Source organism: Bombilactobacillus thymidiniphilus, from assembly GCF_023380245.1.
Lineage (GTDB): Bacteria > Bacillota > Bacilli > Lactobacillales > Lactobacillaceae > Bombilactobacillus > Bombilactobacillus thymidiniphilus.
Genome location: NZ_CP093365.1, coordinates 1,416,150 through 1,438,000 on the forward strand (window position 1 = coordinate 1,416,150; position 21,851 = coordinate 1,438,000).

16 protein-coding genes and 1 pseudogene are annotated in these 21,851 nt (G+C 35.4%); 11 read left to right on the forward strand and 6 right to left on the reverse strand.

Annotated elements, in window-relative coordinates; all coding sequences use genetic code 11:
- Positions 1–34: 34 nt before the first annotated feature.
- From MOO47_RS07210 to MOO47_RS07225, 4 genes and pseudogenes are all read left to right on the forward strand, one after another.
- Positions 35–718 (forward strand): tRNA (adenine(22)-N(1))-methyltransferase, encoded by a 684-nt coding sequence (locus MOO47_RS07210; RefSeq protein WP_249512775.1) that lies wholly within the window; start codon positions 35–37, stop codon positions 716–718.
- Entirely contained in the window at positions 718–1,515 is a 798-nt protein-coding gene (locus MOO47_RS07215; protein ID WP_317617089.1) for a Nif3-like dinuclear metal center hexameric protein, read from the forward strand. Before MOO47_RS07210 ends, MOO47_RS07215 begins: the two co-directional genes overlap by 1 nt.
- 10 nt (positions 1,516–1,525) lie before the next feature.
- A complete protein-coding gene (gene pepT / locus MOO47_RS07220; RefSeq protein WP_249512776.1) occupies positions 1,526–2,764 on the forward strand; it encodes a peptidase T in 1,239 nt (412 codons plus the stop codon).
- 2 nt (positions 2,765–2,766) lie between these two features.
- Positions 2,767–2,955: pseudogene (locus MOO47_RS07225) on the forward strand (2-hydroxymuconate tautomerase).
- A gap of 99 nt (positions 2,956–3,054) precedes the next feature.
- On the opposite strand, the gene MOO47_RS07230 reads toward MOO47_RS07225, so the two are convergent.
- Positions 3,055–3,237, reverse strand: coding sequence for an LBP_cg2779 family protein (locus MOO47_RS07230; protein WP_249512778.1), 183 nt, complete (start codon positions 3,235–3,237; stop codon positions 3,055–3,057).
- A 15-nt stretch (positions 3,238–3,252) separates the two neighbouring features.
- Complete coding sequence (gene lepB, locus MOO47_RS07235; RefSeq protein WP_249512779.1) at positions 3,253–3,909, reverse strand: signal peptidase I; 657 nt, start codon at positions 3,907–3,909, stop codon at positions 3,253–3,255.
- Between the two features lie 171 nt (positions 3,910–4,080).
- On the opposite strand from lepB, the gene MOO47_RS07240 reads away from it, so the two are divergent.
- Genes MOO47_RS07240 through MOO47_RS07250 form a run of 3 tightly spaced genes read left to right on the forward strand, consistent with a single transcriptional unit; the run spans position 4,081 to position 7,166 of the window.
- Entirely contained in the window at positions 4,081–4,857 is a 777-nt protein-coding gene (locus tag MOO47_RS07240) for a hypothetical protein (protein WP_249512780.1), read from the forward strand.
- Between the two features lie 3 nt (positions 4,858–4,860).
- Complete coding sequence (locus tag MOO47_RS07245; protein ID WP_249512781.1) at positions 4,861–5,814, forward strand: hypothetical protein; 954 nt, start codon at positions 4,861–4,863, stop codon at positions 5,812–5,814.
- 2 nt (positions 5,815–5,816) lie between these two features.
- Positions 5,817–7,166 (forward strand): RsmB/NOP family class I SAM-dependent RNA methyltransferase, encoded by a 1,350-nt coding sequence (locus MOO47_RS07250; protein WP_249512782.1) that lies wholly within the window; start codon positions 5,817–5,819, stop codon positions 7,164–7,166.
- Positions 7,167–7,183: 17 nt separating this feature from the next.
- Here the strand turns inward: MOO47_RS07250 and fni are convergent, their stop codons facing one another.
- The 4 genes from fni to mvk are packed head-to-tail and all read right to left on the reverse strand — an operon-like array spanning position 7,184 to position 11,291.
- Entirely contained in the window at positions 7,184–8,245 is a 1,062-nt protein-coding gene (gene fni, locus MOO47_RS07255) for a type 2 isopentenyl-diphosphate Delta-isomerase (protein ID WP_249512783.1), read from the reverse strand.
- Between the two features lie 12 nt (positions 8,246–8,257).
- Entirely contained in the window at positions 8,258–9,334 is a 1,077-nt protein-coding gene (locus MOO47_RS07260) for a phosphomevalonate kinase (RefSeq protein WP_249513570.1), read from the reverse strand.
- A gap of 55 nt (positions 9,335–9,389) precedes the next feature.
- Positions 9,390–10,352 carry a diphosphomevalonate decarboxylase gene (gene mvaD / locus MOO47_RS07265; RefSeq protein ID WP_249512784.1) on the reverse strand — a complete coding sequence of 321 codons (963 nt, stop codon included), beginning with the start codon at positions 10,350–10,352 and terminating at the stop codon, positions 9,390–9,392.
- Between the two features lie 9 nt (positions 10,353–10,361).
- Positions 10,362–11,291 carry a mevalonate kinase gene (gene mvk / locus MOO47_RS07270; protein ID WP_249512785.1) on the reverse strand — a complete coding sequence of 310 codons (930 nt, stop codon included), beginning with the start codon at positions 11,289–11,291 and terminating at the stop codon, positions 10,362–10,364.
- A gap of 80 nt (positions 11,292–11,371) precedes the next feature.
- Between mvk and MOO47_RS07275 the strand changes: the two genes are divergently transcribed.
- Genes MOO47_RS07275 through MOO47_RS07290 form a run of 4 tightly spaced genes read left to right on the forward strand, consistent with a single transcriptional unit; the run spans position 11,372 to position 21,833 of the window.
- Positions 11,372–14,848: a PD-(D/E)XK nuclease family protein gene (locus MOO47_RS07275; protein ID WP_249512786.1), complete on the forward strand. Its 3,477-nt coding sequence runs from the start codon at positions 11,372–11,374 to the stop codon at positions 14,846–14,848.
- On the forward strand, positions 14,841–18,506 hold the full coding sequence (gene addA, locus MOO47_RS07280) for a helicase-exonuclease AddAB subunit AddA (RefSeq protein WP_249512787.1): 3,666 nt from the start codon (positions 14,841–14,843) through the stop codon (positions 18,504–18,506). The genes MOO47_RS07275 and addA overlap by 8 nt, the downstream gene beginning before the upstream one ends.
- A gap of 4 nt (positions 18,507–18,510) precedes the next feature.
- Positions 18,511–21,291: a helicase C-terminal domain-containing protein gene (locus MOO47_RS07285; RefSeq protein WP_249512788.1), complete on the forward strand. Its 2,781-nt coding sequence runs from the start codon at positions 18,511–18,513 to the stop codon at positions 21,289–21,291.
- Positions 21,292–21,344: 53 nt separating this feature from the next.
- Positions 21,345–21,833 carry a hypothetical protein gene (locus MOO47_RS07290; RefSeq protein ID WP_249512789.1) on the forward strand — a complete coding sequence of 163 codons (489 nt, stop codon included), beginning with the start codon at positions 21,345–21,347 and terminating at the stop codon, positions 21,831–21,833.
- The last annotated feature ends 18 nt before the right edge of the window (positions 21,834–21,851 follow it).

Genomic DNA, 21,851 nt, shown 5'->3' on the forward strand with positions numbered 1-21,851 from the left:
TTCTTACATAAATAAAATATGAGGACAGTTTATAGTGATTAAATTATCAAGACGATTACAAGCAATTGCTGATCTGGTTACTGGAGTTGATTCTATGATTGATGTGGGATCAGATCATGCCTTTGTGCCAATTTATTTAGTGCAACAACAAAAAGTTCAAACTGCAATTGCTAGTGAAGTTAGCAGCGGTCCTTTGAATATTTCTAAAAAAGATATTCATCAAGAACATTTAGATTCGCAAATCAAAACTCGCTTGGGTGATGGTCTAACTGCTTTAAAAACAGATGATCAAGTTGACTTAGCGGTGGTTGCTGGAATGGGAGGGCAATTGATTACTGATATCTTAAAAAAAGGTCAAGTGCAGCTACAAACTATTGATCAGCTGGTTTTGGAACCTAATAATGATGAAGCTTGTGTGCGAAAGTGGTTAACTACGCATCAATATCAAATTACGCAAGAAAAGATTATTTTGGAAGGTAAACATATTTATGAAATTATTGCTGCTAAACGTGGGAGAAATGAACAGTTAACAAATGAACAATTGATTTTTGGGCCAAAATTAATGCTGGAAAAAAATGCTGTCTTTATGCAAAAATGGCAGTGGCAACTAACTAGAAATCAGCAGATGTTACAGCAATTACAACAAGCCAAAATATTAGATCAAACAAAAATTGCAGCTGTTAATGAGCGGATTAAATTAATTGAGGGGATTTTATAATGCAAATTATTGGTCAGCAGTTGGTAGACAAAATTGAGCACTGGGCACCATTGGCACATAAAATGCCACATGATCCTACCGGAATGCAGTTGGGGGATTTGAGGCGACCGGTTAAGCATGTGTTAACGACTCTAGATGTTCGACCAGAAGTAGTGCAAGAAGCTATCAATCAACAAGTTGATTTTATTTTTGCCCACCATCCGTTAGTCTTTAGACCAGCACGTAATTTGGATTTAGCCAATCCACAAAATAAAATGTATGCAGATTTATTAAAACATAATATCACTGTTTATGCGGCGCATACTAATATAGACAAGGCTAATCCGGGTATGAATGACTGGTTAGCGCAAGCTTTAAATTTGCGTGATATTAAGTCTTTTGCATATGACCAAAACGGAGTTGCTTTGGGGCGTTTAGGTACTTTAACTAAGCCTATTTCCGTGCTAAAATTAGCCCAAAGTATAAAGCGTCAGTTTGCATTGACTGGTTTACGCTTGATTAGTAATCAACAACAAGCCATTGTAGAAAAAATAGGTATTATTGGCGGTGATGCTGGCAAATTTTATCCAGCTGCTTTAAAAGCCCAAGTTGATGTATTTATCACTGGTGACGTTTATTACCATACTGCCCATGATATGTTGGCGGCAGGTTTATCTGTTATTGATCCAGGACATCATATTGAAGCAATTTTTAAGCAGCAAGCGCAAGCCATAATTGAGCACTGGGCGAAGGCTAATGGTTGGGAATTGACCGTAATTAGTTCACAATGCAACACTGATCCGTTCACTTACATCTAGGAGGAAATTCATGCAATACGCAACTTTAGTACCCCGTTTTTTAAAATATGTGCGCCAGAATACTCGTTCGGATGAGGAGTCGGATGCGATCCCAACTACGGAACGTCAAATAGCTTTTTTGCGTAATTTAGAAACAGAGCTACGAGAACTTGGATTAAGTGATGTGCATTATAATCAACATAATAGTTATTTAACTGCGACTTTGCCGACGAATATGCAACAAGATGTTCCAGTGGTCGGCTTTTTGGCACATGTAGATACGGCTGATTTTAACTCAGAGAATATTAATCCACAAATCGTAGAAAATTATGATGGTCAAAGTAATATTGCGTTGGATGCAGACAAAAAATATGTCTTAGATCCAAGTGTTTTTCCTAATTTATGCAATTATCAAGGACACACTTTAATTACTACTGATGGCACGACTTTATTAGGTGGTGACGATAAAGCCGGGGTTAGTGAGATTATTACAGCGATGCAATATTTGTTGGAACATCCTGAAATCAAGCACGGTACAATTAGAATTGGTTTCAGTCCTGATGAGGAAACTGGTAAAGGCGCACGTAATTTTGATGTACCAGCTTTTGCTGCAGACTTTGCATACACGGTTGATGGTGGGGCACAAGGTCAGTTGGAATATGAGACTTTTAATGCTGCTGCGGCTAAAATTACGATAACCGGTAAAAATGTCCATCCCAGCACAGCTAAAGATATTATGATTAATGCTAATTTGGTAGCTGTTGAGTTGCAAAATAAATTGCCTAGTGAACAAGTTCCTGAAAAAACAACAGGACGCGATGGCTTCTTTTTATTGACCGATTTTAATGGAACGATTGATAAGGCACAATTAGCTTATATCATACGTGATTTTGAACGATCTGGTTTGGAAAGTAGAAAACAGTTATTGCAAACAATTGTTGATCAGTTGAATGCTAAATATGGTGCACAAACTGTCCAACTAGAGATGTACGATCAGTATTATAATATGTTTGAAGTGATTAAAGATCATATGGAGGTTGTCAAACTAGCTCGAAAAGCAATGCAAAATTTGGGTATTACAATTGATGAGACGCCAATTCGTGGTGGCACAGATGGTTCTACCATTTCCTTTATGGGTTTACCCACGCCTAATTTGTTTGCCGGTCCTGAGAATATGCACGGACGTTTTGAATATGTTTCCGTGCAAGTAATGGAAAAAGCTGTCGATGTAATTTTAGAAATTGTTAAATTAAATAGTCAAGGAGCATAAGTATGCCATTAGTTCATATTGAGTTATTGGAAGGACGTTCACCAGAGCAATTAAAGTAAATGGTACTAGATGTCACAGAAGCCATTTGTCAAAATACTGACGCTTCTAAAGAGCATGTGCACGTGGTGCTAGATGAGATGAAAGCCAATCATTATGCTGTTGGTGGTGTTTTAAAAAGTGATACGGAATAAAAATTTTCCAGGCACTCGATGGGGTGCTTTTTTATTTAATTTTAGTTTATGTAAAATAAAAAATACACGATACCGCTGACTACGGGATCATGTATTTTTTTAACGGTGTTCACTAATATAGCGAATAATTCTTTTTTCTTCGTCTGGTGTGTAGCTTATTTTGCCAGTCTTGATAGCATGTATTTTTTCTACAGGAAAATGACTTTCAAAAGCAAATTGAGCATCATTTTTGTTAGTCTTTTTTTGATATTGAATAATCAATTCGGATAAACTGTAATTCATAGCGCCTCACTCCTATTAGTTAAAAATTTGTAGATGATTTAATGGCCAATAGCGTAATTTGACAACACCAACAACTTTGTCTCGCTTTATAAAACCAATATAGCGACTGTCTTTAGAAACACTACGATGATCACCCATCACAAAATAGGAATCCTTAGGTACAGCATTAGTTTTCTGGAGATTTTGCAGTTGTTTTTTGGAGTAAATGTCCTTGTAGTAACTGGTTTTAGCCAAAGAACTAATAGAAAAATCGCCAGTATCAGCATAACGAGTGCCATATACGCCGTTACTGCCATTATCAACTAACTTAAAACCAGCTTTTAAATAGGGTTGATTTAATTTCTTGTTGTTAACATAAATTTTGTTATTCTGTGCTTTAACAGTTTGCCCTGGTGTGGCAATAATACGTTTAATATAATATTGCCCTGGCTCATCCGGTGCATCTACAATAACAACATCACCAGTATTCAATTTAGCGTTGCGCACACCAATGACTCGATCACCATCTTCAAAAGTTGGTTGCATAGAAGTTCCTGAAACTCGTGCGTTATCTAAAACAAAATGATTTACTAAAGACAAAATACCAAATAACACCGCTGCTAAAATCAATGTTTGGACAATCCAAATTAGCCATCCCTTTAGACTATTGTCATCTTGATTGTTCTTACTCATCAGTTGCCACACTCCAATAAAAATCTTTTATATCTACTAGTATGATACACTTTTCTGCTAATCTTAGCTGAAAAAAATCAATTTTTACAATATAAGATTAAAAATGCTTCTATTTTAGCAGGTAATTTATGATAAACTTTTTAAAGTATATTGATCAGATAGGACTAAACAATGCAAATAATTACCTATTTAGGGCAATTGGATTATTATGAGCGCATATTGCCTCAAAATGATCCATTGCAGCAAACCTTACGGCAATTAAAAAAAGTAATTGAAGCATATACACAAAATAAGTTGCCTGCTTTTTGTTTACCGTCACTTTTAATTGATGAAAATGATCTACAACGCTTATTGTTAAATCCACTGTTTGCTAGTCATGACTCATGGCTTCAGCGTACCAAAATCGTCGATCAATTAGCACATTTTCTGTTAGATTTTCGCCAACTGATTCAACAGCAACTGGGAATTTGGTCATTATTAAATCAGCCGATGATGGATCAATGGGTGCAGCAATTTCCTCAACAAGCTTATTTAGAAATTATGGCAGGTAATGGTATGTTGAGTCAATCTTTAGTAGCACAAGGTCAAAAAGTAATTGCTACTGATGATTTTACTTGGTCTACGACTAGTTTGACTGGGCAAAAGACCTGGTTGCCCGTTAAACGCTATGATGCTTTAGCGGCAGTCCGACGTTTTTTTGCTGAGGTAGATGTTATTTTGCTTTCATGGAGTCCAGACCATGAACAGATTGATTGGCAAGTATTGCAGTACTTGCGTTCACTAGCTAATCCACCAGAATTATGGGTTTTGGGTGAATATCGCGGTATTACTAATAGTTCACAATTTTGGCAGCAAGCGCATTTATGTTTTGATTCGCGAATTGCACGAATTAATAAATATTATCCAACAATTGATTTAGTGAAAGATCATTTATTTGTAGTTAGGTGAAATATGAAAAAAACAATTATAATTAATATCTTGATTGCCTGTTTATTGGTAGTTGCTGGTAGTGTGGTAGCTAAAAATGATACTCGCAATTATCATACTCAAATGGATCGCGGCAATATCCAAGATGGTGCTTTGATCTTTCCTTCGCGATCAAAACAATCTATTCCACAAGCTTTACGTTCTTTAGAAAAAAAACACTTAAAAAATTATCAAATTTATTTTATTCAAAAGCGTAATCCGAATTTGAGTTATGTTTATATGTCACAGACGATTTCGCGATTGCCTATGGATTCAGGACGTTACTTCACTGAAAGTGACTTTCGATCAGCAATCCCATTTGCTATTTTGGGGCAATCTATTTATAAAAAGGCTTATAAACCGCAATCACAAGCTTACTACAAAGTTAATAATGATTATTATTCGGTTTTGGGTTCCACTGGCTTGAAAAGTACTAATAATTTAAATAAACATGTCTTTATTTCGGCCTCGCCACAGCAAAAAAATAAAACAAAACTAAAAAATTATCAAATAGTGGTGGATGGCGCTATTCTAAAGCATCCCCAAAAGTTACAAAAATTGCAAAAGGTTATTAAAGCTAAGCATTCTTATCGTTCTGCCAATCATATTAATAATATTCAACAAAACTGGTGGACACGCTGGGGAATAATGATTTTCTTTTTGTTGGCATTAGCCATAATAATAATCATATTAAATTTAGTTATGCAAGCTACTTTATTTAAAGAACAACCATTACTTCATGGACAATGGCGCAACTGGTTTAAGTCAATCACCTTACAAGCAGTTACTTTTGGGTTAGCGTTAATATTAATATCCAGTCAAATTCAAATTATTAGCTGGAAGTATTTTACGTTTTATTTATTGAGCGTCTATTTAGTCGTGCTCTTGGCTACTGCACTGCAGCTGCTTTTTAAAATAAGTCAATCAATTAAGGAGTAAATATGCAACTACCTACGGAATTTGTTGAGAAATATCAGACTTTAATGGGCGATAAAGCACCAGATTTTTTAGCTAGTTTTGATTTGCCAGCCACGCATGGTTTTCGCTTAAACCCACAAAAAGTGCAAGCTACTTTGATACAAGAATCTTTAGAGCGAGAAGTTCCTGGAGTTTCTCATGGTTATTATGGACAAATTGATGGTAAAGGTATTGATCATGTAGCAGGCTGGTTATACTCACAAGATCCTAGTGCGATGAATGTAGCGCAATTTGCTAACCCACAAGTTGGTGAGCGCGTTTTAGATTTGTGTGCAGCACCGGGAGGTAAAAGTACTCAGTTATTAGCCCTCATGCAAGATAAGGGTTTGTTAGTGGCTAATGAGATTGACACCAAAAGAGCACGTGTTTTATCCTCTAATTTAGAGCGTTGGGGTGCGAAAAATGCTGTCGTAACCAATAATTCACCTGAAGAATTAGCGCAATTTTTCGCTGGCTTTTTTGATCGAATTATAGTTGATGCACCATGTTCGGGCGAAGGTTTGTTTCGTAAAGATCCAAAGGCGATGACTTATTGGTCATCAGCCTATGTTCAAAAGTGCGCTCAACGTCAACGGGATATCTTACAAGAAGCAGTGAAAATGTTGCGACCAGGTGGTTATTTAATTTACTCTACTTGTACTTTTGCTCCCGAAGAAGATGAACAAAATATTGCGTGGCTTTTGCAAAATTATGATTTAAAAGTACAGTCAGTACCTAAAGATCCACAAATGGATTCTGGACAACCAAATTGGGGTGACGGTAATCTGGAGTTAGCTAAAGCAGTTCGTTTGTTTCCACAACATTATTATGGAGAGGGGCATTTTATTTGTGTGTTACAAAACCAAGCCACAAAGCAAATGAAATCGCCAAAATTAACCATTAATAGCAAGTTGTCACCTAGTTATTTTGCAAGCTGGCAAGAATTTCAAAAAAACACTTTTAATCAGTCAGTACAAATTGATACACATCTTTATGTTAACAAGCAGACTCTTTATCAAACAGCTTGGGATTTTGATACGCAAATGCATCCTAAAATTTTGCGTAATGGTTTGAAATTAGGTGAATTTAAAAAGCAGCGTTTTGAGCCAAATCATGCTCTAGTTATGGCTTTACACGCAGCCGATTTTAAACAAGTTATTGACTTAAGTGCCGAACAATATCAGCGTTTTATTCACGGGGAGGCGCTTTTGTTGCCGCAGCAAATTAATTTTAAGGGATTTGTGGCAGTTAGCTATCAGCATAAAATTTTCTCTTGGGGTAAATTAGTTCAACAGCAATTGAAAAATTTTTATCCTAAAGGTTTGAGACAGTAAAAAACGGCATTGATTTATTATTCAATGTCGTTTTTTTGTCGAATAAAATTATTTAATTTCATTGATAAACGGTAGTCAACTTGTGTTAAATCGGTTACTTTTTGGCAGCCTAGCAAGGTCATAATTTCTTTAATTTGGTGTTGCCAAGTTTTGAACGTAGTAATTGTATGTTCTAAACCAAAATGTTGTAATTCATGCAAAACGGGTGCTGCTAGGCCGACACTATGGGCCCCTAAAACAAGGCATTTAATAACATCTAAAGGTGAACGAACTCCACCAGAAGCAAAAATTAATGTGTCGGTTAAATTTGTTGGAACTATATCCAGTAAAGATTCTAGAGTTGTTAAACCCCAATCTTGCATAAAACTGTAATCAATATGATGATTACGTTCATTTTCAATTGCTTGAAAATTAGTACCACCTTTGCCAGAGATATCAAAAGCGGCTACAGGACCTAACTGTAAGATTTGTCGTACTGATGCCGCATTCATTCCAACACCGACTTCTTTAATAATTACTGGAACCTCAATGTTTTGTAGCAACTGAGCTAAGTTATCACACCAGCAAAAATCATCTTCACCTTCAGCCATTACTATCTCTTGAGCAGCATTAATGTGTACTTGGAGAGCGTTTGCTTGCACTAAATCAATACATTTTTGTGCTTGTTTAAAAGGAATCTTAGCAGATACATTAGCAATAACTAATCCTTGAGGATTATATTCGCGAACTACTTGGTATGATTCGCTGATTTCTTTATTATATGGATATTTTAGATAGTTGCTCATTGAACCTAATGCTATCGGGATATTAAGCTCTTGTGCCACAATGGCTAACTGTTGATTCAGCTTAGTTACCTGGGCATTACCACCGGTCATAGCATTGATGTAAAGAGGTGCGTCCATGTTTTGATGAAAGTTGAACCACTTAACGTCAGTCTTGACGTCTTTGAGCCGCATTTCAGGAATACTTGGCGCTAATAAGCGCATTTCAGCAAAATTGGTGCTAGCAGGATTATAAAATTTTTCGGCTAAAAAGAGATGTTCATTTTTGCGTTGTAAGTCTAAGGGCTGTTTAGGCATGGTTTACCTCAATTAAGATTTAGAAAAATAAACATTAAAGTTTAAAGGAATTATGTCATTTTGTTGCCAATCGGCTAGTAAATCATTTTGCTGGCTAGTGTTATTATCAGCTAGAGCAATACCGCAATCACCACCACCAGCACCAGAACTTTTGGCAGCAACATTATGCTTTTGCGCAATTTCACAAAGTTGTGCTAGTTTAGGTGTTTCAATAAGCACACCGCTAAATTGTGCTAATTTTTGTAAAAGTGCACGATTTTTTTTAATTTGTTGCGTAATTAATTGTGTAGAGCCAATTTTAAAGCCATGAACCATTTTTTGTAAACATTGTTTGGATGCAGTCAAAAAATCTTGGTAACTTTGTTGCTTATTGACATGAGCATGAGATATTTCGTCAACCAGTAAGGGGGTGGAAGCAGGGTTACCACTCCAGCCGATCAATAATTTTAAATTGGCTGGACAATTTAAGGATTCAATTTTTAGTTTGGGCCAAGTCATCTTAAGTACTTGCGTTAAGTTTTTTTCTTGAAGCATTTTCAAGAGCCACTCACGATCCGGTGATTGGTAAGCAATCCAACCGCCGTAAACACTGGCGGCAATGTCACCGAACGAACCATTATTTTGAACCATAAAATGAGAAATAGCAGCTAATTTAAAAATTTCTTCTTTTGATAAATTTAATTGATAAAATTTAGCTAAAGCAGTAACGGTTGCTACAGTTACCGCCGCTGAGGAACCCAAACCGAATTTTTTACCATCTGGGGAATCTAATTGACTATTGACTCGCAGATCAAACAAACATAAAGCTCGCTTTTTTTCCAGAGCTAATTGTTCAGTATATTTAATTGAGGATAAAATATATTCAAAGGGATTGTCACGATTATCAATCACTAATTGATGTCCTTGACGTTGCCAAACAATCGGTACTTCTTCATATTGTTTAGAATTGATTGTACCGTGCTTTTGCGCACGATTAATCGAAACGGTGACAAATTGATCCACAGCCACGACAATGGCTGGATATCCGGGTTCCACTACAGCATATTCTCCTGCAATGTATAATTTTCCCGGCGCTTTCGCAGTTATCAAAACACCCAACCCTTTCACTATTTAAGTTTTAACAAACAAACATTATAGCACAACTTTAATGAATTGCCGTACCGGGCTTAAGAATTGTTGTCTGAGCACTTGGATAATGCTGGCTAATCTGCTGTTGCACGACGGAAATATCATCAGTTGAAGAAATTATTTTGACGTTTGGACCAGCGTCAATAGTAGCATACGCCAATAATCCTTGCTGACGTAACCGGCGAATAAAGGCGAGTAAATCGGTGGTATCAGCCGAAAAATAAGAGAATGCAGGTCTAGCCGTCCAATTGAGCGCATGCATTGCTAAAGCGTTATTTTCAGCAATTTGACCGACCAATTTTAAATCTTTTTGATCTAATGCGTGAAGCATTTGTTGTAAATCTTGCTGTACAATTTGAGGCCAAGTAACAAAATAAGGTGAAGTTTGTACAGCATGTTCCATACCAGTTGTCGAAGTGGTTTTCTTAGTGTTAGTATCAAAAACAACACTTAGTAATCTGATCGGAATATCATTAGCATTATTGATAGGAGCGGCATAGGAGGTTTCATCATCATTTCCATGGTACCAACGAACAAACCCTCCAAAAATGGAACGTGCCGCAGATCCTGATCCTAGACGGGCTAAACGTGATAACTGGGTATTATCTAAATCTAAGTTTAACAATTTGTTTAAAGAACCGGCTAAAGCAGCAAATCCGGAAGCTGAAGATGCCAGTCCGGCTGCCGTGGGCACAAAATTATCAGTTTGCACGATGAAATGTTGCTCAACTTGATATTTTTGCCGAACTAAATCTAGATAATTTTTAGTACGCTGGGCAAATTTTGTTGAAGCAAGTTGTTTGTTTAAATAAATTTGATCGTGCGTGGCATCAGAAAAAGCAGTCGTAGTTGTTGTATAATAGCCATCTAATGTTAATGAAAGACTATCTGTATAAGGAAGTCGTAATTGTGCATCTTTTTTGCCCCAATATTTTATTAAAGCAATATTGGTGTGGGCAGTTGTGGTTGTATTTGTCATGATTATGTCCTAATTTTGATGTAAAGTTTGAATCCAAGTACGTACAGCGCCATTTTTCTTTGTTTGTTGCGCAATATTTTGGGCAGTGGCTAGATTATCACTTAATGAAATTAAACAACCGCCACGCCCGCTGCCGGTAATTTTGGTTCCTAAAGCTCCAGCCTGATTGGCGATTTTAATTAGTTGATCTAGCTGAGGCGTGCTAACTTGTAACATTTTTAAAATGTTTTGTGCACGCGTTAAAATATTTCCTAGAGTGGTTAATTGTTGATTACTGATACTCTTTTGTGCTTGAAAAGTTAGTTGACCTAGTTCTTCAAGCATCGGGTCAATGACTGCTGGCTGACTATTTTTTAAGATACGCAAGTCATGTACAGCTTCACCAGTATTACCGGTTACACCAGAATCAATAATTGTTAAATATCCGTGGATATTCATGTTGAAATTTTCCGTCAATTTATCTTTAATATAATAAATGGGCGATTTAGAATTGACAGTCACTGCGTCTACGCCACTAGGAGTTCCGTGGGTAATTTGTTCTGCGAAATTGGTGTACTGAATCAATTGTTGCGGAGTTAAAGTACTGTGAGCATAAGCAAACATGGCTTTGGTAATGGCAGCTGCAGTGGCAGCTGAAGAGCCCATTCCTCGTTCTAGTGGTAAATCGCTTTGGATATCTAATTGGACCGGCTTGCTGATCGGCAGATCTTTGCTTAGCAAAGCAATTAATAAAACAATTCCTTTGAATTTGTTAGGAGCGTTTTCTAAATCTCCTTGATAATAAGTAGAATTGATATAAGATTTTTGTTGTGAAGTTGCTTTTACTTGCACCTTTGTAGGTATATCCAATAAGGGAATAGTAATAGCTGGTTGACCATAGACTACTGCATGTTCACCAATTAAAATTATTTTTCCGTGAGCTTTTCCAGTTGCTATCATATAAAATCACCTTTCTAACAATGTTCTATTTTACACAAATAATATTTTTTGCGCATCTTTTGTAGTTAATGAGGTTAACAATGAATCTAAAATTAATTTTGGGTGCTTCTAAAACAGATAAAAAAGCATTATTAATGGATAATTTAAGAGCAAAAATGCAACAATATCCGCAAGATCATTTTATTTGGCTGGTACCTAACCATATCAAGTTTGAAAGTGAAGTAGAAATTTTAGCAAACTTAGATGACCAGGAAACTGTTTTTGCGACTAATCAAGTGCAGGTTTTTTCTTTTTCGCGGTTGGCGTGGTTTTTTTTGCGCAATGATCCGCTATATCAAAAGCCACAATTAACGCCAACTACTCAAGTTATGTTATTGTCCCATATCTTACAGCAGCTGGAACCTCAACTGCAGTTATATAAAGGCGAGGTACAGCGCATAGGATTTGTTAAAATGTTACAAACGCAAATTGATGTTTTGAATAAAAGTCAAATTTTACCAGAACGTTTGCGAGCAATGAATGAAGAATTAAAAGCAGTAAATGGGGATTTGCGCGCCAAGTTGCATGATCTAACCTTGATTTATGAACAATATGAGAGTTTTGTTAGTGCTAATTATAGTGATGATCTGCAATTATTTGCCTTATTGAATAATTTTTTACAGCATGATTCCAGGCAACAACATTTTCATTACTTTATTAGTGATTTTTCGCAATTTAATATGCAAGAAAGACAGTTGCTACAAACTATTTTGACTACTTCTGCAGATGTGGAGATTAGTGTGACTATTGATCGTGCTTATTCTGCCGGTCAAGAAAATAGTTTTTTTCATCGTTCACAAAGTTTAATAACTGATCTAACGACTTTTGCCAAGCAGCATGATATTCCAGTTGTGACGCAATTAGCGCAAAATTTACGTGTTACATCAGATCTAGCGGCCCTAGATGACTTTTGGATTGCTCAAAATACTCAACTTAAAGATAAAAAAACGCATCATTTAAATGATGCGAGTGCTATTCAAGTTTGGAATGCGCGAACGTCCCAGCAAGAAGTGATAGCTGTGACTACGTATATTCGACAATTAGTAGCTACGCAAGGATATCGTTATCGTGATTTTTTAGTACTAGTACCTAATTTGGCAGATTATCAGCAATTTTTAGATCCTTATTTTCAGATACAAGAAATTAGTTATTTTGTGGATCAACATTATTCTATGAAAGATCATCCTTTTAAAGATTTAGTAGACAATTTGTTTGCGATTGTACAAAATGACTTGGCTTATAATAATGTATTCCGGTTATTGCGTACAGAATTATTAGTTTTTGCTGATTGGACTGTGGAGCAATATCGCCAAGCTGTGGATTTGACCGAAAATTATGTCTTAGCTCATGGTATTTCTGCTAAGCAGTGGTTGCAAACAGCGGATTTTGCCGTAAATGAACAACATACTAAAGATGCAGTTTATGTACAGCAAATGGCACAAATTAATAGGATTAAAAAATTAGTAATGCAGCTTTATCAAGCTATGCATAAAATCCTGCAAACAGCATCGACTGTTAAGATGGCTTGTAGTTTGCTTTATGAATTATTAGATGAATTTTTGGTTTTTAGCAATTTAAAGCAATGGGAGCAACAAGCCATTGCAGCAGGCAATCTTGTATTAGGACAGCAACCTGAACAAGTGGTCAATATGTTTTCACAAATTTTAGATGAATATGTTGACTTATTTGGTGAACAACAATTTGGGGCAGAGACGTTTTTGACCGTATTAGATAGTGGCTTTGAAAATGCTTACTATTTAAATATTCCTTCAGTTTTGGATGCAGTACATGTTTCGCAATTGGATCAAGAGCAGACTAATAATCGCTTAGTAACTATTATTATGGGATCTGATGACCAAAATATGCCAAGGTTAAGCGACGTGCAAAATTTATTGTCGGATGATGATGTTAAAGCATTGAAGCCTTTGTTAAATGCAGATGAATCTTTACCAGAAACGCAACAGCAATTAAATAATAGTGCTCCTTTTTTACATGACTTGGCTTTTTTGTCAGGGACAAAAAGATTGATTTTTACGTATGCCAAAACGCGCGATTCCAAGGTAATGAATCTTTCACCATATGTGTCACTAATTAAGCAACATTTTGCTTTGCGTGAACAGATGTTAGACTTTACTGCTCCTGTTGAATTTGATGAAGTTTTGAAATTAGTAGGTAGCCCGTTATTAACAGCAGATCATTTATTGGCTGTTTATCGTGCATATAAAGATCAAAAACAAGCTGTACCTAAGGCATGGCAGGCTTTATCTGATATTTTGTTTGAGAATCAACAAGCAGAAAATATTTATTTATCGCGGATTTGGCAAGGTTTGTCTTATCAAAATATTGCTAAACCTTTATTGAAAGATATTGCTGCAGAACTTTATGGTTCCAAATTAACAGTTTCCATTTCACAGTTAGAAACTTTTTACCGAAATCCTTATGAATATTTTTTGCGATATGGTTTAGGACTACGCCCACGAGCAGAATTTAAAATCACTCCCGCTAGTCAAGGGACTTTATTTCATGATATTTTCGATCGCACCGTGAAGCAATTACAATTAGAACATTTATCTTGGCAAACGATTAGTGCCCAGCAGTTGGCAACTATTTCTGATAAGCTTATGCAACAGTTATTATCAGAGAAAATTTATCGTGTGTTTGCTGAAGGTGATCCTTTCCAGCGTTGGCAAATTCGCCAAATGGCACAACGGTCATTAGAAGTATTACGCTTGCAGGCTCAAAAAGCAGCTTTTTATCCTTTTCAAACAGAAGTTGTTTTTGGTCAAGTTGGCGCATTACACAATATTGCGCCACTTAATTATAAATTAGATGCTAAGCATGAAATTGTAGTACGGGGCCGGATTGATCGGATTGATTTATTGCAAAATGATCCTAATTATTATTTTGTGGTGGACTATAAGTCTAGCAAGCATGATTTTAAGTTTACTGATTTTTATTACGGTTTAAATATGCAAATGATCACTTATTTAGCTAGTTTGGAGAATGATCCATCATTATTTGATCAGTTGGTTAGTCCGGTAGGAGGATTTTATTTTCAGCTGCAAAATCCAATCATAAATTTGGAAGATTTAAAAGGTCAAACTGATACTGCTTTTGATTTGTTATTTAAAAAATATCAGTATAAGGGTTTGTTGATTGATGATGGTAACAGTACGCAAGCACTGGAACCAGACATTGACAAGCAAGCGTCTGTTATTTTTCAAATTAATAAGAATCATAAAATTAATTCGCAAAAACTTGTTACTATGGGGCAATTTGCACAGTTATTACAATTTAATGAGCATCTAATTAAGCAAGCTGCTAAAGCTATTTTTGCTGGTGAAAATCAGATCAAACCATTACGGCTCAGCAATCAGCAAACTACTTTGCAATATAGTGACTTTTTGCCAATTATGCAATTTGATGCGATGTTACCCGAAAATAATTATCTTTTACCTGAAAAGTTAAAGAAAAAAGATTTTTTCACTAAAATAACAGGAGATGCTGAAGATGAGTAAATTTAAGCCAACGCTGAGTCAACAACAAGCTTTGACAGCTGAGGGTAACGATATTTTGGTGTCGGCTTCTGCTGGTGCAGGTAAAACGACTATTTTAGTAGATCGTATTTTGCGCAAATTATTAGCTGGACAAGAAATTGATCAACTGTTAGTAGTGACTTTCACTGAAGCTGCTGCCCGTGAAATGAAACAACGTTTACAACAAAGAATTCAAGAGCAGTCTTTAGCTAGTGAAGACAATAATTTAAAGCAACATTTGAATAAGCAATTAGCGAAAATTCCTACAGCTTATATCAGTACACTGCATGCTTTTTGTTTACGCGTGATTCGTAAATTCTATTATTTAATTGATTTAGATCCGATGTTTCGTTTATTGAGTGATGATAATGAACGTTATTTATTGCAAGAACGTGCTTGGGATAAAGTTAAACAGCATTATTACAAAGCAAAGGATGAGCAATTTTTAGTTTTAGAGAATAATTTCACTAATAGTAAAGTTACAGCAGACACTCCTTTAGCTGAGTTAGTCTATCGGTTAGCTGATTTTGCTTTGACTAATCCTCAGCCGGAAGTTTGGTTAAGTCAATTACCTGATATGTATAAAGTTACTACCGAAGTTAGTCAAGCAAAGTTTTATCAAGATTCATTTTTGCCAATGTTGGAGCAGCAATTGCGTTATGTTAAATTGCAACTGAATGAGATGCAACAACAAATTGCAACTTTTGAAGAGCTGGTAAATTATCAGACAAGTGTCGATCAATTAGAGCAGCAAATTCAAGATTTATTGGTGCAATACAAGCATTGTTCCTGGGATGAATTACGTGCATTATTTAAGCAACTAACCAAAATTTCTGGTCGTGTTAAACCTAAAACAGCTGCTGAAATTGTGCAACCTTTAAAAGATTGCAAGGAAAATATCAGCAAAGTGATTCAAGATTGGCAATATAAATTTTTTGTGCTGGATAATAAGCAATGGGTGGCAATTTTACAGGATTCTGCGGCTTTAGTTACTAAATTGGTTGCGGTGGAACAACGTTTTTTGCATGTTTTTCGTCAAGAAAAGCAGCATCAACATTGTCTAGATTTTAATGATTTGGAACAATATACTTTACAAATTTTTCGTACCAAAAAAGATAACCAATTTTTAGCGCGTTCGTATTATCAACAACAATTTACAGAAATTTTAGTAGATGAATATCAAGATACTAATCCTCTACAAGAAGCTATTATTCAGCAATTTAAAAGCACACAACCAGGAAATTTATTTATGGTTGGTGATGTTAAGCAATCAATTTATGGGTTTCGGCAAGCGGCGCCTTTTTTATTTACTAACAAGTATCAAGCAATGCAAAAAGACCCTAATGCTGGACAACTGATTAATTTATCAGACAATTTTCGTTCTAGTACTAATGTTATCCAGACAGTCAATGAGATTTTTACACGAGTAATGGATCAAAGAATTGGCGATATTGACTACACTGGAGCCACTAAGTTAATAGCTAGCGTCGCTTTTAGTGAACAACTGGATACGCAAACTGAAATTTTGTTTTATCAAAATGACGACTCTGCTAAATCACAAATCAGTAATGAGCAAGCCCAAATTAGGCTAATTATTTTGCGTATTCAGCAATTAATAGCTAGTGATTATCAAGTTTACGATGCACATTTTAAGCAAATGCGTACTCTAAAGTATAGTGACATAGCTATTTTAACGCGTGTTAAAAACCTTAATAATGACTTAGTGGAGCAATTTAATAAAGCGCAAATACCTATTATAGTGCACGATACTGCTAATTATTTTCAAACAACGGAAATTCAAATTATGTTGTCAATGCTTAAAATCATCGATAATCCGCGTCAAGATATTCCTTTAGTAGCTGTTTTGCGGTCGTCAATGGTTGGATTAGATGAGAATGAACTAGCTTATTTACGGATTAATCATCGAACAGGTGATTATTACGATGCTTTAACAAGTTATTTAGCTAATAGTGAATATAACCAAAAAAATGAATTTGCACAACGCTTGACACACAAGGTAACTGATTTTGTTGCACAATTACAGGAATTTCGAAGTGCTGCTACAAAAATTTCAATTGCTGAGTTGATTTGGCAGATTTTTTTAAAAACGGGATTTTTATCTTATGTGCAAGGAATGCCTAATGGTAAGCAACGGGTGGCTAATTTGCATGCTTTATATCAGCGTGCTGAACAATTTGAACAAATGGAGTTTAAGGGTTTATTCCAATTTATTCGTTTTATTGATCATATTCAGGAAAACAATAAAGATCTAGCACAGCCTATTGTATATAATCCTCAGAGTAATGAAGTTAATGTGATGACGATTCATGGCAGTAAGGGATTGGAATTTCCATTGGTTTTTTTGCTTAATATTGATCATAATTTTAATAATGAAGATTTAAAAAAACCGTACTTGTTGGATACGCGTTCAGGTATTGGGATTAAATATTTAGATGATTATCGACGTATTTCTTATGAAACCTTGCCTTTGGCTGCTTTGAAAGCTACTAAAAAAAATCAAGTGTTGTCAGAAGAATTACGTTTATTATATGTAGCATTGACACGTGCCCAGCAAAAATTAATTTTAGTTGGTTCTTTAAAGCAGCCCTTACCAGAATCTTTTGATCAATGGCAATTAGCAACTGCTCAACAAGAAAAAACGGTTTTAGATATTGGTTTGCGAGCACATTTTCGCAGTTTTCAAGACGTTATGCAACCTATCATAAGTTTGAACGGACGATTACAAGAAACTAAAATCATTGCTACAAAGAATAGCCCGTTTGACTTTCTCGTACAGTCATTTAAAGGCGAAGAAATTCAATTAACGCCCCCAAATATTGTTGAAAGTTTTGCTAATTCCTCAATTGATTCACCGCTTTTCGTAAAGACTGCAAAGCAGATCTTAAATTTAGATTATCCATATCAAGAAGCTACTAAAACAACGGCTTATCAATCAGTTTCGGAAATTAAGCATTTGTTTTCGGATCCTGATGATCGTAATTTGCCACAGTTGCACTCTGATAATGAAAAAGGGCAACGTTATATTTTGCCTAATTTTAAACGGCCCAAATTTTTAACACAAGATAAAAAACAAGTTAGCGCAACGGATATAGGAAGCGCAACACATTTATTGTTACAAAAAATCACTTTAAAACATTGTCCAACAGTAACTGATTTTCAGCAATTGGCACAGGAATTAGTTAAAAGTGATATTTTGAGTCCAGTTGTGGCAGAGCAGATTAATTATGCTGATTTAGCGACTTTTTTCACGACTAATTTAGGACAAAATATTTTGCAACATCAAGATACTTTGCAACGTGAATGGACTTTTTCAATGCTATTACCAGCACAAAAAATCTTTCAAGCTAGCAATTATCATACTCAGGATCGAATTTTAGTACATGGTATTATTGATGGTCTGTTTATTGATCAGCAACAGCACATTACAATATTTGATTACAAAACCGATTATATTGACTTAAAAAAAGAGCAGGGTAAGCATTCCTTAGCGCAAGCTGTGCACAATTATTCTGGTCAATTAAAATTATATCAACAGGCAGCAGAACAAATTTTGCAGCATCCAGTACAGCAACAATTTTTGTGCATGCTTTCCGTTAACGAGGTAGTTAAGGTAAACTGATAACATGATGAAAGATAAAAAATATGTAGTTGTGGATCTAGAAACTACGGGTACTCAAAGAAATAAAAATGACCGAATTATACAATTTGCAGCAGTTGTAATAGTAGATCACAAAATCACGGAACAAATTTCTTTTTTGATCAATCCACGATGTGAGATTAATAACCATGTGAGCATGCTGACTGGGATTACAAACGATCAGCTGGTTGAACAACCGACCTTTGATTATTTTGCTGATGAAATTTGGCAACTATTGCAAGACAGTGTTTTTGTGGCACATAACGTTAATTTTGATCTACCATTTTTACAGTCGGAACTGATTGCGGCCGGTTATCCTATGTTAGATATTTCAGCTATTGATACTGTCGAATTGGCGCAAATATTATTGCCGTGTGAACCAAGTTTTAAATTAGCTGAACTCAGTTTGTCTCTTGGAATAATTCATGAAAAACCACATCAAGCCGACAGTGATGCTCTAGCAACAGCTAAATTATTCTTGTATTTACGCCAATGTATTTTACAATTACCGGCACCGACACTAAAAATGTTGCGACGTTTTAGCTCCCATTTATTGCGCCAAACAGGAGATTTTTTTGATTTGATAAGTCAACAAATTGATGAAACTGCATCATTGGCTAATGATTTGCTAACTTGTCATGGCATAGTTTTACACCAAACTGCACCAATACGAACCACAATTTTAACGACAAATAGTAAGTATCCCGCTACTAAAAAAGCTAAGCAACGTTTATTCGCTGACACTTTACAAATTCGGGAAGATCAAAGTCGCTTGATGAATTTTGTGCAACGAAAAATTACTCAAGCAACTTCTTTAGCTATGGTGGATGCGCCTACAGGCTCGGGCAAAACACTCGGCTATTTGTTACCATTATCTTATTTGCTGGATAATGGCAAGAAGGCAGTTGTTGCTACCTCTACTAAATTATTACAACAGCAAATTATGCAAAAAGAAATCCCACTCATTGAAAAATTACGGCATAAAAAATATAATGTCACGCTTTTATCAAGTCCGCATGACTATATTGATTTAAATAAATTTTACCAACTACTGTGGGTTCCCGAGCATAATCGACAAAATTATCTATTAAAAATGCGATTATTGGTTTGGTTAACACAGACGAAAACTGGTGATTTACGTGAATTGAATTTAACAAAATATGAAAATGATTTGTTTAATTTATTACGCAGTACCCAGTACACGCAAGGAGGATTATTTGCTACAGTTAATTTTTGGCCACGTCAGCTGAAAGCTGCTCGTAATGCGGATTTAATTATTACGAATCATGCTTTTTTATTGCATAATTTGACTAATGGTTTATGGTCTAATAACGCCAGTCTGATTTTGGATGAGGCTAGCTCGCTATTACAACAGACTTTAAAGTCACATGTCACTTTTGATGTGAGTCATTTAAAGAATGCTCTGAAGAAAATTAGTGATTTACTATACCAAAATCGAATTGTTTTACGATCTTTTTTTAAGGGAAATCAAATTGGTTCTTGGACGCATCAAAACTTAGCTGATTTTCAAGCAAATTTTGAACAATTACAGAGTAATTTAACTTATCTAACAACTGATTTAGTTAGTAATTATATTAAGCAGTTGGCACCTTTGGATCAGCGCAACAGTACAATTAATCTGACGTTAATGCCACCACAAATTAAGAAAAAAACTAGATTAACTTTAAAAAAAACGCTACAAGAAATTCGTAATTTATTAGCACAGCTAGCACCCTTATTCACGTGGTATCAACAAATACAAGATAATTCGTTGCTAGAAATTGATAGCTTATTGCTACAAATAAGAAACGAATATATATTGATCTTACGACAAGAGCAAAATTTGATGCAATTACTTTGGGATCTGGATAACGAGCAGCATAATTTGTGCTGGTTATTAACAATGAATAATTATCATAATTGGGATAGCTTGCAGTTGAGTAGCCAGTTGTTAGATCAAAAGAATATTTTAGATCTCTTAACAGGACAATTTACTACTTGTATCTTAATTGGTGCTGCGTTGCAGTATCAGCATAGTTTGCACAATTTTTGTTTGCAACTAGGAATTACTCAACCTTTGCCACGGACAGATCGTTTGGTTTTGCCGGCACCAGAAAATTTAGAGCAAAAATTGCAAATATATTTGCCACAAAATGCTTTGGATCCACAAAAAGATTACGACTACAGTCAACATTTAGCACAACAAATATATCAATTGACTAAAGATCATGATTATCAGACTTTAGTTTTATTCAATTCTTTGCAAACGCTGCAAGCAGTTTATGAACAGTTACAATTGACCGATTTAGCTGCGCAACGCGAAATTTTGGCACAAAATATTTCCGGATCTAATGCACGTCTAAAAAAGCGTTTTGCGGTTAATGACCATTCTATGCTATTAGCGGTCAATGGTTTTGGAGAAGGTGTAAATTTGGCACCTCAAAAATTGAAATTGGTAATCATTACTCGTTTACCATTTGAAGCACCTGAAAATCCCTTTGTTCGTGCTAAAAATCAGTATTGGAAACGTTTGGGTAAAGATCCGTTTAAAGTGGAAAGTTTGCCTACTGTAGTTCGACGTCTTAAACAACAAGTTGGTCGTCTAATTCGTGGACCAAAAGATCAGGGAGCGATTGTTTTTTTAGATCCAAGGATTGTTCATTCTAACTATGGTCCACAAATTTATCAAGAATTGAATTTACCACCGTTGCGCCAGCCAGCTACATTGTCTGAAATTATCCAAGAATTAAAGGTATTATTGAAATGAAATTTTTGCTAAAATGTTAACCGGTAACCTTTTAATATAAGCGTGGTGATAAGATGAAACGACAGCATCGGTGGCAAAAATCAGTTATTTTGGCAGTGTTTTTGGCAGTTATAGTTGTAATGAGTGGTATTTATTATTTTTCAACTAATGTGCATAGTTCTGCACGAGCACAAGCTTTGAAAATGGCTCAGACTAAGGGTGGCATTCAAAATGCTGATTTTTACTCGGAATTTGATCGTAGTAAGCGGTACTTTGCTGTTGGTGGCCAAGATCAAAAGCATCCCAGCGAGTATAAATATGTGATTATTGATGGTCAAAGTGGGCATTTAAAAAAAATCAATGGTCAAAAAAATCAGCCTGATAAAGCTGAAAAAATTGTTTTACATCACCAAAAGCCTCAAAAAATAACACGTGTGGCGCTAGGTTATTATCACACTAAACCTGTTTGGGAAGTTACTTATAAGAAGCATAATAAGACTTTGGGTTATTGTATGCTCAACTTTAAGAATACTAAAATTATTCAAGTTATTGATAATTTATAAAATTTAAACAGAATTTAT

Excerpts from the sequence above, each read along its gene's own strand:
- mvaD (WP_249512784.1), bottom strand. The coding sequence starts at position 10,352 with ATGACAAATACAACCACAACTGCCCACACCAATATTGCTTTAATAAAA.
- lepB (WP_249512779.1), bottom strand. The coding sequence starts at position 3,909 with ATGAGTAAGAACAATCAAGATGACAATAGTCTAAAGGGATGGCTAATT.
- MOO47_RS07290 (WP_249512789.1), top strand. The coding sequence starts at position 21,345 with ATGAAACGACAGCATCGGTGGCAAAAATCAGTTATTTTGGCAGTGTTT.
- MOO47_RS07245 (WP_249512781.1), top strand. The coding sequence starts at position 4,861 with ATGAAAAAAACAATTATAATTAATATCTTGATTGCCTGTTTATTGGTA.
- MOO47_RS07240 (WP_249512780.1), top strand. The coding sequence starts at position 4,081 with ATGCAAATAATTACCTATTTAGGGCAATTGGATTATTATGAGCGCATA.
- addA (WP_249512787.1), top strand. The coding sequence starts at position 14,841 with ATGAGTAAATTTAAGCCAACGCTGAGTCAACAACAAGCTTTGACAGCT.
- MOO47_RS07215 (WP_317617089.1), top strand. The coding sequence starts at position 718 with ATGCAAATTATTGGTCAGCAGTTGGTAGACAAAATTGAGCACTGGGCA.
- MOO47_RS07230 (WP_249512778.1), bottom strand. The coding sequence starts at position 3,237 with ATGAATTACAGTTTATCCGAATTGATTATTCAATATCAAAAAAAGACT.
- MOO47_RS07285 (WP_249512788.1), top strand. The coding sequence starts at position 18,511 with ATGATGAAAGATAAAAAATATGTAGTTGTGGATCTAGAAACTACGGGT.
- MOO47_RS07275 (WP_249512786.1), top strand. The coding sequence starts at position 11,372 with ATGAATCTAAAATTAATTTTGGGTGCTTCTAAAACAGATAAAAAAGCA.
- MOO47_RS07250 (WP_249512782.1), top strand. The coding sequence starts at position 5,817 with ATGCAACTACCTACGGAATTTGTTGAGAAATATCAGACTTTAATGGGC.
- mvk (WP_249512785.1), bottom strand. The coding sequence starts at position 11,291 with ATGATAGCAACTGGAAAAGCTCACGGAAAAATAATTTTAATTGGTGAA.
- pepT (WP_249512776.1), top strand. The coding sequence starts at position 1,526 with ATGCAATACGCAACTTTAGTACCCCGTTTTTTAAAATATGTGCGCCAG.
- fni (WP_249512783.1), bottom strand. The coding sequence starts at position 8,245 with ATGCCTAAACAGCCCTTAGACTTACAACGCAAAAATGAACATCTCTTT.